The 15,774-nt window shown below is 65.7% G+C and carries 11 protein-coding genes; 5 read left to right on the top strand and 6 right to left on the bottom strand.

The window, feature by feature from the left end; translation table 11 throughout:
- Positions 1–45 precede the first annotated feature (45 nt).
- The 3 genes from EN808_RS20880 to EN808_RS20870 all read left to right on the top strand — a co-directional run bounded on the left by EN808_RS20880 (position 46) and on the right by EN808_RS20870 (position 3,163).
- The gene (locus EN808_RS20880) at positions 46–927 is read left to right on the top strand and encodes a DMT family transporter (protein WP_135916785.1); all 882 of its coding nucleotides are present in this window, start codon (positions 46–48) and stop codon (positions 925–927) included.
- A 98-nt stretch (positions 928–1,025) separates the two neighbouring features.
- The gene (locus EN808_RS20875; RefSeq protein ID WP_135916784.1) at positions 1,026–2,411 is read left to right on the top strand and encodes a nodulation protein NfeD; all 1,386 of its coding nucleotides are present in this window, start codon (positions 1,026–1,028) and stop codon (positions 2,409–2,411) included.
- Positions 2,408–3,163, top strand: coding sequence for a slipin family protein (locus tag EN808_RS20870; RefSeq protein WP_127278988.1), 756 nt, complete (start codon positions 2,408–2,410; stop codon positions 3,161–3,163). The genes EN808_RS20875 and EN808_RS20870 overlap by 4 nt, the downstream gene beginning before the upstream one ends.
- 95 nt (positions 3,164–3,258) lie before the next feature.
- On the opposite strand, the gene EN808_RS20865 is transcribed toward EN808_RS20870, so the two are convergent.
- Complete coding sequence (locus EN808_RS20865) at positions 3,259–7,068, bottom strand: autotransporter domain-containing protein (RefSeq protein WP_135916783.1); 3,810 nt, start codon at positions 7,066–7,068, stop codon at positions 3,259–3,261.
- Positions 7,069–7,274: 206 nt separating this feature from the next.
- Positions 7,275–8,126, bottom strand: a complete 852-nt coding sequence (locus EN808_RS20860; RefSeq protein WP_245525109.1) for an AraC family transcriptional regulator — start codon at positions 8,124–8,126, stop codon at positions 7,275–7,277.
- A gap of 301 nt (positions 8,127–8,427) precedes the next feature.
- Between EN808_RS20860 and EN808_RS20855 the strand changes: the two genes are divergently transcribed.
- Positions 8,428–9,573 (top strand): helix-turn-helix transcriptional regulator, encoded by a 1,146-nt coding sequence (locus EN808_RS20855; protein WP_135916781.1) that lies wholly within the window; start codon positions 8,428–8,430, stop codon positions 9,571–9,573.
- Positions 9,574–9,614: 41 nt separating this feature from the next.
- Here EN808_RS20855 and EN808_RS20850 read toward each other — a convergent pair whose 3' ends face one another.
- On the bottom strand, positions 9,615–10,544 hold the full coding sequence (locus EN808_RS20850) for a LysR family transcriptional regulator (protein ID WP_135916780.1): 930 nt from the start codon (positions 10,542–10,544) through the stop codon (positions 9,615–9,617).
- Between the two features lie 98 nt (positions 10,545–10,642).
- Here EN808_RS20850 and EN808_RS20845 point away from each other — a divergent pair, with 98 nt between their 5' ends.
- Entirely contained in the window at positions 10,643–11,653 is a 1,011-nt protein-coding gene (locus tag EN808_RS20845; RefSeq protein WP_135866062.1) for an NAD(P)-dependent alcohol dehydrogenase, read from the top strand.
- A gap of 189 nt (positions 11,654–11,842) precedes the next feature.
- Here EN808_RS20845 and EN808_RS20835 read toward each other — a convergent pair whose 3' ends face one another.
- From EN808_RS20835 to EN808_RS20825, 3 genes are read right to left on the bottom strand one after another with little or no spacing between them, the layout of a single operon-like run.
- Entirely contained in the window at positions 11,843–14,152 is a 2,310-nt protein-coding gene (locus EN808_RS20835) for a xanthine dehydrogenase family protein molybdopterin-binding subunit (RefSeq protein WP_135916779.1), read from the bottom strand.
- Positions 14,149–15,132, bottom strand: coding sequence for a xanthine dehydrogenase family protein subunit M (locus EN808_RS20830; protein ID WP_135916778.1), 984 nt, complete (start codon positions 15,130–15,132; stop codon positions 14,149–14,151). The genes EN808_RS20835 and EN808_RS20830 overlap by 4 nt, the downstream gene beginning before the upstream one ends.
- Positions 15,129–15,602 carry a (2Fe-2S)-binding protein gene (locus EN808_RS20825; RefSeq protein WP_135916777.1) on the bottom strand — a complete coding sequence of 158 codons (474 nt, stop codon included), beginning with the start codon at positions 15,600–15,602 and terminating at the stop codon, positions 15,129–15,131. The genes EN808_RS20830 and EN808_RS20825 overlap by 4 nt, the downstream gene beginning before the upstream one ends.
- Between the last annotated feature and the right edge of the window lie 172 nt (positions 15,603–15,774).

The following is a 15,774-nucleotide window of genomic DNA, read 5'->3' as shown; positions in this document are numbered from 1 at the left end:
CATGCGGCCGGCCTTCGCGCCTGCCGGCATGGAGGATGAACCAAAGTGACATCAATGCCGGTTGCCAGCCGCGAGGCAGCACCCTTGCCGGTCGCGGCGCTGATGGGTGCCATGGTGTCGATCCAGATCGGCGCCACCTTCGCCAAGACGCTTTTCCCGGTGATCGGCGCGCAAGGCACGACGACGCTCAGGCTCGTCATCGGCGCCCTGATGCTGATCGCGGTGCTGCGGCCCTGGCAGATGCGGCCCTCGCGCGCCACGCTGCCGTGGCTCGTCGCCTATGGCGTGACGCTCTGCGCACTCAACCTTCTGTTCTACGCAGCGCTCGCCAGGATCCCGCTCGGCGTCGCGGTGGCGCTGGAGTTTTCCGGTCCGCTGCTGGTGGCGACGCTGACCTCGCGGCGTGCCAGCGACTTTGCCTGGATCGCGCTGGCGGTCGCCGGCATCGTGCTTTTGTCGCCCTTCATCCACTCGCTGCAGCCGCTTGACCCGGTGGGCGTGATGCTGGCGCTGGCCGCCGGCGGTTTCTGGGCGCTGTATATCGTGCTGGCGCAGAAGGCAGGCGCGGAGCTCGGCACCCGCACCACCGCCTATGGCATGGCCATCGCCGCCGTGCTGGTGCTGCCCTTCGGCATAGCCGAGGCGGGAAGCGGCCTGCTCGCGCCGTCGATCCTGGTCAGCGCGCTGCTCGTCGGCCTGTTCTCCAGCGCGCTGCCGTTCTTCCTCGAGATGGTGGCGCTGACCCGCATGCCGGCCCGCATCTACGGCACGCTGACCTGCCTGGAGCCGGGGCTCGGCGCGCTCGCCGGGTTTCTGTTCCTGCGGGAAAGCCTGACCATGCCGCAACTTGCCGGCATCGCCGCCGTGATCGTGGCCGCCGCCGGCACGGCGCTGACCTCGAAGCCGCCGGTGCCTTCACCGGAGTAAGGGAAGGCCGTCTCTTCGGCCGTCGCCGATCTGCGACGTCGGCTCCTTCATGGACTTCGCAAAAATACAACCCATATTGAGTCCATGGAGCTTTGAGCGTGACCTTCGCGCGGGTGGCCCTTCTTGCCGCGGCCTTCGTCGTCGCGGCTGTTCTTTGTCCCTTCTCCTCAGCCGGGGGCGAAAGGGTGGCCCTAAGCGTCGCCATTGACGGCGCCATCGGGCCGGCAAGCAGCAGGCAGCTCAAGGAAGCGCTCGATGCCGCGGCCAGGCGGGATGCCGCAGTCCTCATCCTGCAGCTCGACACGCCGGGCGGGCTGGTCACCTCGATGCGCGAGATGATCGCCGATATCCTGGCGTCGCCGGTGCCTGTCATCGGCTATGTCGCGCCGGCCGGCGGCCATGCGGCGAGCGCCGGCACCTATATCCTCTACGCCACCCATGTCGCTGCCATGGCGCCCGGCACCAATCTGGGCGCGGCGACGCCGGTGGAGATTGGCGGGCTGCCGTCGCTTCCGGGCGGCGACAAGAGCGACCAGAAGGGCGAGGGCGACCAGAAGGACGCCAACGGCCGGCCGGCGGGCGACGCGATGATGGCCAAGGTGACCAATGACGCGGTCGCCCTGATCCGCTCGCTGGCGGAACTGCGCGGCCGCAACGGCGACTGGGGCGAGAAGGCCGTGCGCGAGGCGGCGAGCCTGTCGGCCAATGCGGCATTGCAGGAACATGTGATCGATTTCGTCGCCCGCGACACCACCGAGCTCTTGCTGCTGGCCGATGGGCGCACCGTCGATGTGGCCGGCAAGAAAGTGGTGCTGGCGACGAAGGGGCTGCCGGTCGAGACGCTGAAGCCGGGCTGGTTCATCCAGCTGCTTTCCGTCATCACCGATCCGAACACCGCCGTCATCCTGATGTTGGTCGGCGTCTACGGCATCGTCTTCGAGTTCACCAGCCCGGGGGCCGTGGCGCCCGGCGTCATCGGCACCATCTGCCTCGTGCTCGGCCTCTATGCGCTCGATCTCCTGCCGATCAACTATACCGGCCTTGCCCTGATGCTGCTCGGCGTCGTTTTCCTCATCATCGAGGCCTTCAATCCCACCGTCGTGCTCGGGCTCGGCGGCGTGGCCGCCTTTCTGTTCGGTGCCGCCATGCTGCTGCGGGTCGAGGGGCCGGGCTTTGCCTTGTCATGGGCGATCATCGGTCCCGCCGCCGCGCTGACGCTTGGATTGGCGCTGCTGAGCGGCACCTATCTCTGGGCGGCGCGCCGAAACCCGCCGCGCGTCGGCGGCGAAGCGATGCGCGGCCAGCCGGCCGAGATCCTCGACTGGCAGGGCGGCGAGGGCCATGTGCTGGCCTTGGGCGAGCGCTGGCGGGCGAAGGCCGATGAACCCGTCGCGGCCGGCGACAGCGTCGAGGTGACCGACATCAGCGACCTCGTGCTGACCGTGCGGCGGCGCGACGCGGGAAGGAATGGAGCAAGGCAATGAACATCGGCTATGTGGCCTACCTGCTGCTTGCGGTTCTTGTGGTTATCTTCCTGTCCGCGGCGATCCGCATCCTGCGGGAATATCAGCGCGGCGTGGTCTTCACGCTCGGCCGCTTCACCGGGGTCAAGGGGCCGGGCCTCATCATCCTCGTTCCCTTCGTCCAGCAGATGGTGAAGGTCGACCTGCGCGTGGTGGTGCAGGACGTGCCGCCGCAGGACGTGATTTCGCGCGACAATGTCTCGGTAAAGGTCAACGCCGTGCTTTATTTCCGCATCGTCGACGCCGAGCGGGCGGTCATCCAGGTCGAGGACTACATGGCCGCCACCAACCAGCTGGCGCAGACCACGCTGCGATCGGTGCTCGGCAAGCACGAGCTCGACGAGATGCTGGCCGAGCGCGACAGGCTCAACAGCGACATCCAGGAGATCCTCGACCAGCGCACCGATGCGTGGGGCATCAAGGTGTCCAATGTCGAGATCAAGCATGTCGACCTCAACGAGAACATGGTCCGCGCCATCGCCAAGCAGGCCGAGGCCGAGCGGCTGCGGCGCGCCAAGGTGATCAATGCCGAAGGCGAGCAGCAGGCGGCGGCGAAACTGGTCGAGGCGGGCCGCATGCTGGCGGCCGAGCCGCAGGCCATGCAGCTGCGCTATTTCGAGGCCTTGCACGATATCGCCGGTGAGCGCTCGTCCACCGTCGTGTTCCCGCTGCCGGTGGATTTGCTCAGCCAGTTCCTGAAGCAGGGGAAATAGAGGAGAGCCAGCATCGGAACTGCCAATCTCGGTCGCGTGCGGGAGATTCCCCGTCTTCGCCCTTGCTGCCGCCAAATTGTCTGACCTTCTCGTTGTCAGAACCTGACGCTGAGATCTGCCTTGGCGCCGTTGTCGGTGTTGTGGCCACCGAACTGGCCGACATAGGACAGGCCGAGCGTGGCATTGGTCGACATTTGCAAATCGAAGCCGGCCTCGATCACCGCGCTGTCGCTGGCGACAGGCACGCCGGCGATGGCAAAAGCATCGCCGCCGGCGAAGGCGAAGGTCGAGGTCGGCGTGACGTCGCCAAAGGCGTGGCGCCATCCGAGCGTGCCGCGCGCGGTCGCGCTGATGCCGTCGAGCGCGACGTCGGTCGAGGCGCGCAGCCCGAGCGTGGTGAAGGTGGCATTGGTGGTTGAGCTGGCGCTGGTCAGCGCGGCGGCGCCACCTTGCTCGGTGAAGCCGTCAGCATGCACACTGACATAAGCGAGATTGGCGAAGGGCTCGAACTTGAAGCGGCCGACACCAGCCTTGTAAGCGAGTTCGCCGAACACCTGCGCCGTGCCGGCGTCATAGTCAGCCGACAATTGGTCGGCGAAGCCGTTGAAGGCCACCGAGCGTTTTGTCGAGATGCTGTTCCAGCTGTAGGCGGCGCCGGTGCGGAAGGCTATGGCGCCCCAATTGGTGCCGCCGTAGAGTCCGAGATGATAGTTGTCGCTGGCGCCGCTGGAATGGCGGTCGTCGGCGTCGAAGGACGAATGGCTGTAGCCGCCGATGATGCCGACCCGCCAGTCGCCGATCGGGCTGTCGGCGCCGACCAGGAGGCCGCCGGTCGAGCGATCGAAGTTGGCTGCATTGCCGTCGCTGCCGGTTTGACCCCAGGAGCCGAAGGCCTGGCCCCAGACGGCGAAGCGGTCGGTGTCGGCGGCCACCATCCCGGGCCCGCCCTCGCCATAGGCCATGACCGGCAATGCGGCTGCGCCGGCATCGCCGAAGGCTGCGCTGATTCGCTTGGTGGCGGCGTCGCGGATGAAACGGCTGTCTTCCAGCAACATTCCCTTGGCCGAGGCGTGGATTTCGCCCGAGAGCTGGTCGAAGGCGTCCTGGGCGGCTGCCTCACTCGGCAAGGCAAAGATGGCATCAAAGAGCGGATTGCCGCTGCCAAGGCTTTCGGCGCCGCCGCCGGTTGCGATCTGGTTGGGCGTCAGGCCGACCGAGGCGAAGGACTTCGCCTGCACCACATCGAGATAGACATGCGTGGGGTCGTAATTGGCGATAAGGCCAATGAAGGGGCCGGCCCCGCTGAGCGTGTAGGTGCCGGTGACGCCCGCATCGGCTTGCAGCACGGTGTAATGCGTGCCCGGCACATAAGGCGCGGCGTCCGTCTTGACGACATCGAGGACCGTGCCGTCGGCGATCGTCGCCGTGCCCGTCGCCAGGATGAGGTCCGACTGGCCGGTCGAGGTGAGTTCGACCTGGTAGATCGAGCCCGCCGCCTGGTCGATGTCGCCCGCGACATTGAGCGTGCCGATCGAATTGCCCGGTGCGATGACGCCGCCTGATTGTGCGACGATGCCGCCAACCGTGCCGTTGCCACCTAGCATTCCGCCCGTGATCGTCACCAGCGAACTGGCCAGCGAACCGTTCACGGCCAGCCGTCCGCCGTTCACATTGGTTCCACCGGTGAAGCCGCTCGAATTGGCCGTCAGGTTCGTCGTGCCGGCAATCTGGTCGATCGAGCCCGCGCCGCCGATCGCCGATGCGAAGGTGTAGCTTGTGTCGGTGTGGTTGAAGTTGATCGCACCCGCGCCTTGTCCGAACTGAACGCTCGCCGCATTGAGCGCGCCGGCCGCCGCCGCTGGCGATCCGCTCGCTGCACCGATATTCAGCGTGCCGACGGAGCCCGCCAGAAGGGCGATGTTGACCACGCCGCCGGCCGACACCACGCCGCCATTCGCGATCGTCAGTGAGCCTGTGCCACTACCTCCAATGTTGAGATCACCGCTACTGGTCCACGTCGAGCCGGAGCCGCTGACGTTGGCGGTACCGATGGATCCGCCATTAAAGCCCAAATAGCCATCGGCATTGGCGACCGTGCCGCCGTTCGAGACGATCAATGAACCGGTTCCGCGCTGACCGACAATAAGGAGGCTGCTGCTCGTCCAGGTTGAGCCCGCGCCGCTGACCATTGCCGAACCCGTCGATCCGACATCAAAACCCAGATAACCAGCAGCGTCGGTGACCATGCCGCCGTTTGAAATTGCCAGCGTGCCGGCGCCGTAACCGCCGAGAACGAGGGAAGAACTGTTTGTCCAGGTCGCGCCGACGCCATCAACAAACGCCATGCCCGTCGAGCCCACCTTCGCGCCAATAATCGCAGAGCCGTTGCTGACCGCGCCATGCGAGATCGCCAGCGTGCCGGTGCCGTAATCGCCGACAAACAGATCCGCGCTGTTGGTCCAGGTCGAGCCGGCGTTGTCGACAATCACCGTGCCGGTCGAGCCCGCCTGCGAGCCAATGACGCCAGTATCGCTGCTGACCGTGCTGCCATGCGAGATCACCAGTGTGCCCGTGCCGGCACTTCCGACGAACAGGTCTGCGTTCGTCCAGGTCGAACCGGCACCGTCGACGAAAACCATGCCGGTCGAGCCCGCCGAGTTGCCGACATAGGCGGTGTCGTTGCTGATGGCGCCGCCATTGGTGATCGTCACGTTGCCGGCGCCGAGATTGCCGACATACAGATCCGCGCTGTTGCTCCAGGTCGAGCCGGGACCATCGACGAAGACGGTGCCTGTCGAGCCCGCGAAGTCGCCGACGTAGCCCAAGGCGTTGCTGACCGCGCCGCCATTCGAGACCGTTAGCGAGCCCTGGCCTTGGAAGCCGATGAAGAGGTCGGAAGTGTTGGTCCAGGTCGAGTCAGCACCATTGACCGTCACCAGGCCCTTGGAGCCCACGTCATAGCTGGCATAACCCACCGAACTGGTGACCGCGCCGCCATTCGTGATCGTCAGCGCGCCGAAGCCCGCGTTCCCGACCGCGAGCGCTGCGTTCGCCCAGGTCGAGCCAGCACCGTCGACAGTTGCCGTGCCAATGGAGCCCGCCAAATTGCCCAGAATGCCGCTCAGATTGCTGACCTTGCCGCCTTTCGAAATGTTCAGCGCACCAGTGCCCTGATCGCCGACGAACAGGTGGGAAGAATTCGTCCATATCGAACCCGCTCCGTCGACCGTCACCGCGCCGTTGGAGCCCGCGTGCCAACCGATGGTGCCCATGGCATTGCTGACCGCTCCGCCATTGGTGATGTCCAGCGTGCCGGTGCCAAATTCGGCGATGTAGAGATCCCCACTGTTGGTCCATGTCGAGCCCGGGCCGTCCACCGTTACGGTGCCGGTGCCCAGGCCGTAGCCGACATGACCCACGGTGTCGCTCACAGCGCCGCCGCTGGAGATCTTCAAGGTGCCAGTGCTGCCGGTGCTCAAGGCAAGGAAAAGGTCGGAGCTGTTGCTCCAGACGGAGCCCGGGCCAGTGACGCTCCCGGTGCCGCTCGCGTTCGAAACGTAGCCGAGATAGCCGGCAGTGTCGGAGAGGGTGCCGCCGTTCGTAATCGTCAGCGAGCCCGAGTAACTGGCAATGGTGCCCACAAACAGATAGTGGGCGGCCGCACTCGCCGCATCGACCACGGCCGGGTGCGGAAACACCGGATCGAGAATCACGTCGTCGCTCGATGTCGGGACAGCGGCGGGGTTCCAGTTTCCGGCGGCGAACCAGTTCGTGGAGGCGGCGCCGGTCCAGACCTCGGCTGCCGATGCAGGGATCGGCTGGCCAAGGCCGACCAGCGCAGTCGAGGCCAGCGCCAGGCATTTCAACGCGTTAGCCTTGCGGCCTCCAAATGCATTCCGCGGCATTTAACCCCCTGACATGACAGTTGTTTCACCCTGAAGGCTGACATGTCATTGGAGCCCGGCCTTGTCTTGGGCAGGGCGGCACTGGAATTGGACTGGAGCGAAAAGCAGCGTCTTTTGCGCGCACTGTGGCAGTTCGGCGTCATCGGTCGCGCAGGCGCTGCGGATTCGGCCTCGCACGGGCTGATATCGGACCGAAAGGTGCAAACTTATCTGGCGCTTGTCGGCGTATAGCCGAAGCGGCGACGAAAGCAGCGGTTGAAGTACGATACGTCGCTGAATCCGCTTGTCAGGGCGATGTCACTGACCCGCATGTCGCTGTGTTTGTGCGAGAGCATCCTGTGGGCGCTCTGCAAACGCAGTTCGAGAACGCGTTCGGAGAAACTCATTCCCGTCTCCTGAAGGAGGTCGTGGACGTAGCGCACCGACAGGCCGAGTTGTTGCGCCACACTTTGGGCGGAGATGCCGGGATCGATAAAATCCTCGGCGATCCTTGCCAGGACGGCCTCCAGCCTGGCAGCGCGCAGGCCTCGAAGCCCGGCCAGTTCGGCAGCCCGACCTTTCGCGCCGGTCGCCAGGCCGATCAGATCCACGATCGTGTCCGTCGCGTGCGTGATCAGATCCGCCGAGGCAAGCGGGCTGCCGCTTTCAAGAAGCAGGCAATAGCGTTTGAGAAGATCGAGGGCTTCGCTGTCGGCGCCGATCTTCAACCCCAGCCTGTCATCGATCTGCGGGAAGGCACGCAGGAGGATCGCGCGTGGGATCACCACATTCGTCCAGACATTGCTGTCGGCACCGGTCATTTTCAGAGCTTCCGATGCAGTGACGAGCACGGCCTCTCCCTGACCGACGGCATATTCGCGGCCGACCTGTACCCCTGACAACACGGTGTCGGCCTTGTTGATCAGCAACAGATAACCGTCATTGGCGATGTTGCTCGCTTTCCTTGTCGCCTGCTCGATGGTTCCGGACATCTGGCCGAGAACCACTGAACCGACAGCCGTGGCCTCGATGGACGCTTCGAAGGGCAGGTTTTCTGGACTGCCGTGTTCGACCGACAATATTTCCGCGACATGGATGTCTTGCCACAGGGAAAATCGTTCGCGTTCGTCAAGATGCGGTGACAGCCGCGCCGATGAAAACACCGTCTTTCGAGACAATGGGGAACCTCGACAAGTATCCACGGCTTAAAAAATATCGAACGCGATGCTTTCCATTGCGACAATAACCGGCAACAGTGGCGGCCCGGCGTTCAGGCGATCAAGTTGAACCCATAGTCGAGAGCGGCCGCGACTGGCGTCATCCAAAAGTATGACGTCACAAATTCCTCCGAGGCGAGATCGGGGCGTGCCTGGAGGTGTGGTGGAAAGGCTGAGCAGCGAAGTCCTGAGTTCGATTATCGGCGATATCTATGATTGCGTCTTGAACCCGGAAGGCTGGGCCGGAGTCATGACCCGCGTCACGAAAGCCGTCGACGCGGCCTACACCACCATCGCCCTTGCCGGCACCGCCCATAATAGCGGCCGCTTCGCGGCTCAGTCGCCTTGGGATCCCGTGCAGATGCGGGTGCTAGAGGAGGACTATGACTTTGATGGAATTCCCGGACTGAAGGCAGCGGTGGTCGGCGATGTCGACCGGCCGGTTGCGACGCTGTCGCTCATGAGCGAAAGCGAACTCCAGCTGACGCCGTTTTTTCAGAACTGGGCCAAACCGCAGGGACTGCGCGAGGCTTGCATCACCAAATTCGTTCATACGCCGGACCGAATCGGGCTTCTGGGCTGCACCACGCGCGCCAGCAGGGGAGGTATTTCGATCGAAGAGCAGCATTTCCTGGCATTGCTCTCGCCGCATCTGCGCCGTGCTTCGCTGATCGGAGATCTGCTCGACCAGGGCCGCTTCACCACCCATCTTTATCGCCAGGCGCTCGATCATCTGGCTGTGCCTGTCGTGCTTACCCACGCCAACGGAGCAATCCTCCATGCGAATGCGGCCGCCGAACAGATGTTTTCGGTGCAGGGTCCCATTCTCTCCAGGAACGGCGTGCTCCAGTCACAGAATCCGGTGGTGGCCCGCGCTCTGCTGGACGCGATCGCCAGTGCGGCGAGCGCGGATGCTTCGCTTGGCGCGCGCGGCATAGGGCTGCCGGTTTCGGCCCAGGGCCAGCCGCCCGCCGTTGCCTATGTGTTGCCGCTGACTGAAGGAACGGCGCGCGCGGTTTTCCGGCCGGCATGCGCGGCAGTGTTCATATCGACGACGACATCGTCTTCTCCCCTCCCGGAGGCCGTTCTGACCACGCTGTTCGACCTCACACCCGCGGAGGCGCGGGTGCTGCTGCGGATCGGCAGCGGATTGTCAGCGTCCAAGAGCGCGTCGTCGCTCGGCATCGGTGAGAACACCTTGAAGACCCACCTCAATCGAATCTTCGCCAAAACCGGCACCAGACGCCAAGCCGACCTCGTCAAACTCGTGTCGGATATCGGCACGCCGCTGGCGGCTCACGGACCCTGAAGGCGGAGCGCGTAGTCTCTACCGCCAGCGGGTCAGAGGCTTTACCGCCGCCAGGGCGGCTCCGGCGCGAAGCGCTTGCCGATCCAGTCGGCGAAGGCGCGGGTCTTGGCGGCTTTTCCCTTGGCCGAGGGCGTGACGACATAGACCGCGCCTTCGTCCGCCAGCGTCCACTCCTCCAGCACGGATACCAGCCGGCCATCGGCGAGTTCGCGGCCGACCAGCCAGTCGGTGCTCATCATCAGGCCGATGCCTTGCACGGCGGCCTGGACCAGCACCTCGGCATCGTCGGTGACCAACGGCCCCGAAACCTCGACGCGCGCGCGCCGGCCCTCACGGTCGGTCATCTCCCAGGCCGGAAAGGTCTGGAAGCCCGAGAAGCCCAGGCAGGAATGGTCGAGCAGCGCTTGCGGTGTCTCCGGCCGGCCCCTGCGGGCGAGATAGGAGGGAGCGGCGCAGAGCAGCCGGCGCCGCGTCGCCACCTTGCGTGCCACCAGGCGTGAATCCTCCAGGCTGCCCAGCCGCACGGCGACATCGAAATTCTCGGCGACCAGATCGGTGAAGCGGTTGGAGAATTCAGCCTCGATGCGGACATCGGGAAATTCGGCAAGGAATTGAGGCAGCAGCGGCCCGATCCACATGCGCCCGAACGTGCCGGGCAGCGCCAGCCTGAGCAGGCCGCGCGGGCCGCCCCCGGCATGCGCGGACGCGACGGCCTCGGCCTCGTCGACGGATGCGAGGATGGCGCGCACACGCACCAGGAATTCGGCACCCGCTTCGGTCAGCGACACGCTGCGCGTCGTGCGCGAGAGCAGCCTCACCCCCAGCCGCGCCTCCAGCGACTGCAGGCGCCGCGACAGGATGGTCGCGTCGCGCCCGACACGGGCCGCCGCTCTGGTGAAGGAACGCGCCTCGGCGATGGCGGCGAAGGCAGCCATCTCGGCAAGGGCCGTGGGTTCGTGAGATTGCTGCATTATTCACAGTTCTCAATTGCAGAAAACAAGGATTATCCAGAGATAGCGCAGCAAATAGGTTCACTCAATCCATCAAATCGTTCCACCGGAGTGAAATCATGAAAGCCATCGAACTCAGCCAGCCCAGGTTGGACGCCTTCCGCGCCGCCACCGTTGCAACTCCCGAACCGCAGCGCGGCGAGGTGCTGATCCGCCAGCGTGCGGCGAGCCTCAATTTCGTCGATGTGGCGGTGGCGAGCGGCAACTATCCCGGGCCGAGCTTCCCGCTCATCCCCGTCGCCGACGCCGCCGGCGAGATCGTCGCGCTGGGCGAGGGCGTTACGAGGCTCGCCATCGGCGATCGCGTCGTCGCGCATGCCAAGCCGCGCTGGATCGGCGGGCCGCCGCGGCCCTACGAGATGACGCAGATGCGCGGTGTTTCGCTGCCTGGATCGCTGGCGGAATATGTCGCGCTGCCGGCAAATTCGGTGGTGCCGGTCCCGGCGCATCTGTCCTTCGAGGCGGCCTCGACGCTGCCGATCGCCGGCACCACCGCCTGGAACGCCATTCGCGCCGCCAATGTCGGTCCGGGCTCGGTCGTCGTGCTGCTTGGCACTGGCGGCGTCTCGATCTTCACCCTGCAGCTGGCGAAAGCCGCCGGCGCCACCGTCATCATCACCTCGTCGTCGGACGAAAAGCTGGAGCGGGCAAAGGCGCTCGGCGCCGATCATCTCATCAACTACCGCGCGACATCAGACTGGGACGGCAAGGTGCTGGAACTGACCGATGGCCGCGGCGCCGATCTTGTCGTCGAGACCGGCGGCACCGCCACCTTCGCCCGCGCCGTCAACGCCACCGCGCCCGGCGGCACGCTGTTCACTATCGGCTTCGTCACCGGCGCCGAAGCCACGATCAATCTGCTGCCGATCATCATCAAGGCGCTGAAGGTGACCGGCAACAACACCGGATCGGTGTCCGATCTTTTCGACGCCGCCAGGGCCATCGGCGCGGCCCGGATCGAGCCGGTGGTCGACAAGGTGTTTTCACCTGATCAAGCGACCGAAGCCTACGCCCACATGGCCGCCGGCGGCCTGCATTTCGGCAAGCTGGCGTTCGCATTGGAATGGTGAGGTTTGCGCTTGGCCGCCCCCCTCTGGCCTGTCGGCCATCTCCCCCTCAAGGGGGGAGATCATCCGCTTCATCGTCTTCGCCAATGATCAAGGCTGTAGAGTTGGCGGAGCGCCAAAGCTGCCAATCTCCCCCCTTTGAGTGGAGATGCCGGGCAGGGCAGAGGGGGGCGCCTCGCACCACGCCTCTGTCTAGATCAGCTTCTCCAGCGTGATCGGCAGATCCCTGATCCGCTTTCCCGTCGCATGGAACACCGCGTTGGCGATCGCCGGCGCCATGCCGACGATAGCCAGTTCGCCGACGCCCTTTCCGCCCAGCACCGAGGAATGCAGGTCGGGGATGCCGACCGAGATCACCTCAATGTCGGGGATGTCGGCATTGGTGGGGACGAGATAGTCGGCGAGGTTGTTGTTGACGATGCGGCCGTGGCGGCGGTCGACGATGCCTTCTTCGAGCAGCGCCTGGCCGATGCCCATGATGATGCCGCCCTTCCATTGGCTTTCGGCCAGCTTCGGATTGTAGAGCCGGCCCGAATCCAGCGCCGAAACCACGCGCGACACGCGCACCGTGCCGAAATCCTCGTCGACGCGCACCTCGACGAAATGCGTGCACCAGGAGTGGCGGGAATAGTCGCCCTCGGTGTGCGGCAGCGCCATGGCGATGGTGGTGTAGTTCTTGTAGCGGTCTTCCGCCGTCGAATTGACGGGCATGGTGTCGCCCGTCGCCTCGATGCGGTCGCGGCCGACGCTTTTGAGCAGGTCGGCGATCGAGACATCGGGGCCGTCGCCGCGTGGCGCGGTGATGCGGCCATTGGCGACGACCAAAGTGTTGGCCTGCAGCGCGTGGAAGGGCGAGCGCGGATCGCCGATCGCCAGACCGATCAGCTGGTCGAGCGCCGAGGACGCCGCCTTGTAGACCGCGCCGGTCATCACGCCGGCCAGCCGTGAGCCCCCGGAGACGCCGGCACGGGCAAAGCGGGAGTCCCCCAGTTTCACCACGACGTCGTCGGCGGCTACGCCAACCGTCTCGGCGGCGGTCTGCGCCAGGATGGTGTAGGTGCCCTGACCCATGTCGATCGAGGAGCTTTCGACCTCGACCGAGCCGTCGGCCAGGATGCGCACGACCGCCTCGCCATAGGCGCGCCGCACCGGATAGGTGCCTGCGGCCACGCCCCAGCCGATCAGATGGTTGCCGTCGCGCATCGAGCGTGGCTCGGGCGTGCGCCTGGCCCAGCCGAAGCGTTCGGCGCCTGCCGCAAAAGCCTCGCGCAACTGCCTGGTCGACCAGGCTTTTTTGGCATGCGGATCCTGCTCGGCGTAGTTGCGCAGCCGGATTTCCAGCGGATCGATGCCGACCTCGTAGGCGAGTTCGTCGATGGCGCTTTCGATGCCGAAGGCCGACGGGTTTTCGCCCGGCGCGCGCATGGCGCCCGGCACCACCGAATTCACCCGCACGACATTCTGCCTGGAGGAGAAGTTCGGCGTCGCGTACATGATCGAGGTGACCGAGCCCAGCGGCTCGACCCACATGCCGTCGATCGAGGTCTCGTTGACGCCGCGATGCACGATCGACTGGATCATGCCGTCATGGTCGGCGCCGATGGTCACCGTCTGGCGGGTCGCGGCGCGGCCACCATAGCCGGTAAAGGTCTGCGCCCGCGTCATCACCAGCCGCAGCGGCCGGCCAAGCATTTTGGCGGCACTTGCGGCCACCGCGCCATGGCTGAGCGCCAGCGCCTTGGAGCCGAAGCCGCCACCGACATAGGGCGACACCAGCCGGACATTCTCGAACGGCACGGCGAACCATTCGGCATAGGTGCGCGCCATGCCGTCCAGCCACTGGCTCGGCTCCCACACGGTGAGGTGGTCGCCTTCCCAGCGGGCGATCAGGCCATGCGGCTCCATCGGCGCCTGGTATTCACGCGGTGTGTTGTAGGCGGCGCAGATCCGCACCGGGGCCGAGGCGAAGGCGGCCTGGGCGTCGCCCCATTCCTTGGTCATGGCATCGACGGGGATGCCGTCGCCGGCCTTGCCGTCGCTGAGGTCGACGATGGAAGGCGTCTCGTCGTAGCTGACCTTGACCATCGCCGCGGCGGCCATGGCCTGCTCGAAGGTCTCGGCGACGACGGCCGCGACATGCTGGCCCGAAAAGGTGATGTCGCGCGCCAGCGGGCAGTAGGGCCTGTCGGGCGGCGGGGTGCCGAACCAGTCCGAGGCGGTTTTCAGGCTGATGATGGTGTCCGGCGTCAGCACCTTGAGTACGCCCGGTGCCGCCTCGGCCGCCTTGCTGTCGATGGCGCGCACCTTGCCGGATGCGATGGTGCTTTCGACCAGCACGGCATAGGCGAGCCCTTCGAGCTGCTGCTCGACGGCGTATTTGGCCGCACCTGTGATCTTGGCCGGGCCGTCGACGCGCGACAGCCGGCCGCCGACCGCGTCGGCGCCGCCGTCGGATGCATCGCCTCGTTTCGATTCACCAACTCTGATGTCGTGAACGGTCATGCCGTTTCTCCCATCTTGAGGATAGCCCGTGCGACGACGCGCGGCGCGAGCTCGATCTTGTAGTGGTTGGCGCCATGGTCGACAGCGCCTTCGACGGCGAGCAGGCTGGCGGCGCGAACAGCTTCCGGCTCCAGCATCTTGCCTTTCAAGGCGTCTTCCACGGCCCGCGCCCGCCAGGGTTTGGTGGCGACGCCACCGAGCGCGACGCGCAGGTCGCGGATGGTGCGTCCGTCAGCTTCCAGTTCGAGGCCGACGGCTGCACTGGCGGCGGCGAACTCGTAGGACTGCCGGTCGCGGACCTTCAGATAGGTCGAACGCCGGACGGCCGCGGAGGAGGGGATTTCGATGGCGGTGATCATCTCGCCCGGCTCGATCGCGTGTTCCTTGTCCGGCGTCGTGCCGGGCAGCAGGAAAAAGTCATCGACGAGGATGCGCCGATCGCCGAGATGAACGATCGCATCGAAAGCGACAAGCGCCGTGGCGAGATCGCCGGGATACATGGCGATGCAGGCCTCGCTGGTGCCAAGCACGGCATGGCCCCTGGTGACACCGCCGATCGCCGAACAGCCGCTGCCTGGTTCGCGCTTGTTGCAGGCGGCAAAATTCGAGGGATCGCGGAAATAGGGGCAGCGCGTGCGCTGCATGAGATTGCCGCCAATGGTCGCCATGTTGCGGATCTGCGCCGAAGCCGCTTGCCACAGCGCCTCCGAGATGGCGGGGAAGCGGCCCTTGATGTCCGCGTGGTCGGCGACATGGCTCATCGTCGCGAGCGCGCCGATGATGGCGCCGCGCTCGTCGATCTCGATCCGGTCCAGCCCGTCGAGATGGGTGATGTCGACCAGCGTGTCTGGTTCGGCGACGCCGCATTTGGCGAGGTCGATCAGCGTCGTGCCGCCGGCGAGCAGCATGGCGCCGGGGAGCGCGGCCGCCTGGCGGGCGGCGTCGGCCGAGGTGGCGCGAAGATAGGAAAAATCCCTCATGACGCGGCCTCCAGTGCTGCCTGGCGCACGGCGGCGACGATGTGCGGATAAGCGCCGCAGCGGCAGAGATTGCCGGCCATGTATTCGCGGATTTCCTCATCCGATCCGGCATGGCCCTCGCGGATGCAGGCCACCGCCGACATGATCTGGCCCGATGTGCAATAGCCGCACTGGAAGGCGTCCTGTTCGAGGAAGGCAGCCTGCACGGGATGCAGTTCGCCCTCCCGTGCAAGCCCCTCTATGGTGGTGATGGTGCGGCCTTCGGCCTGGGCTGCCAGCATCAGGCAGGCCAGCACGCGCTCGCCGTCGACATGGACGGTGCAGGCACCGCACTGGCCGTGGTCGCAGCCCTTCTTGGTGCCGGTCAGGCCGAGCCTGTCACGCAAGGCATCGAGCAGCGTGACACGCGGTTCGAGCTGCAACTTGTGATGCCGGCCGTTGATATCGAGATGGACGGGGATTTTGGTCATGGGCGTCTGGCTCCAGTTGCTTGACGCTGAGGGAATGAATTGGCGCTTTGGAAGGGAAGGGCAAGGTCAGGCGACAGCCAACCTACCGCGGGTGAGGAAGCTGACAGCTTGCGGCTTCGAAAGACGTGACATACCGGGCTCCCTGATTATATGATAAAGGTGCTCCACTAAA

Source organism: Mesorhizobium sp. M8A.F.Ca.ET.165.01.1.1 (assembly GCF_004792065.1).
Classification (GTDB): domain Bacteria; phylum Pseudomonadota; class Alphaproteobacteria; order Rhizobiales; family Rhizobiaceae; genus Mesorhizobium.
This window is presented reverse-complemented; position numbering and strand designations above follow the sequence as displayed.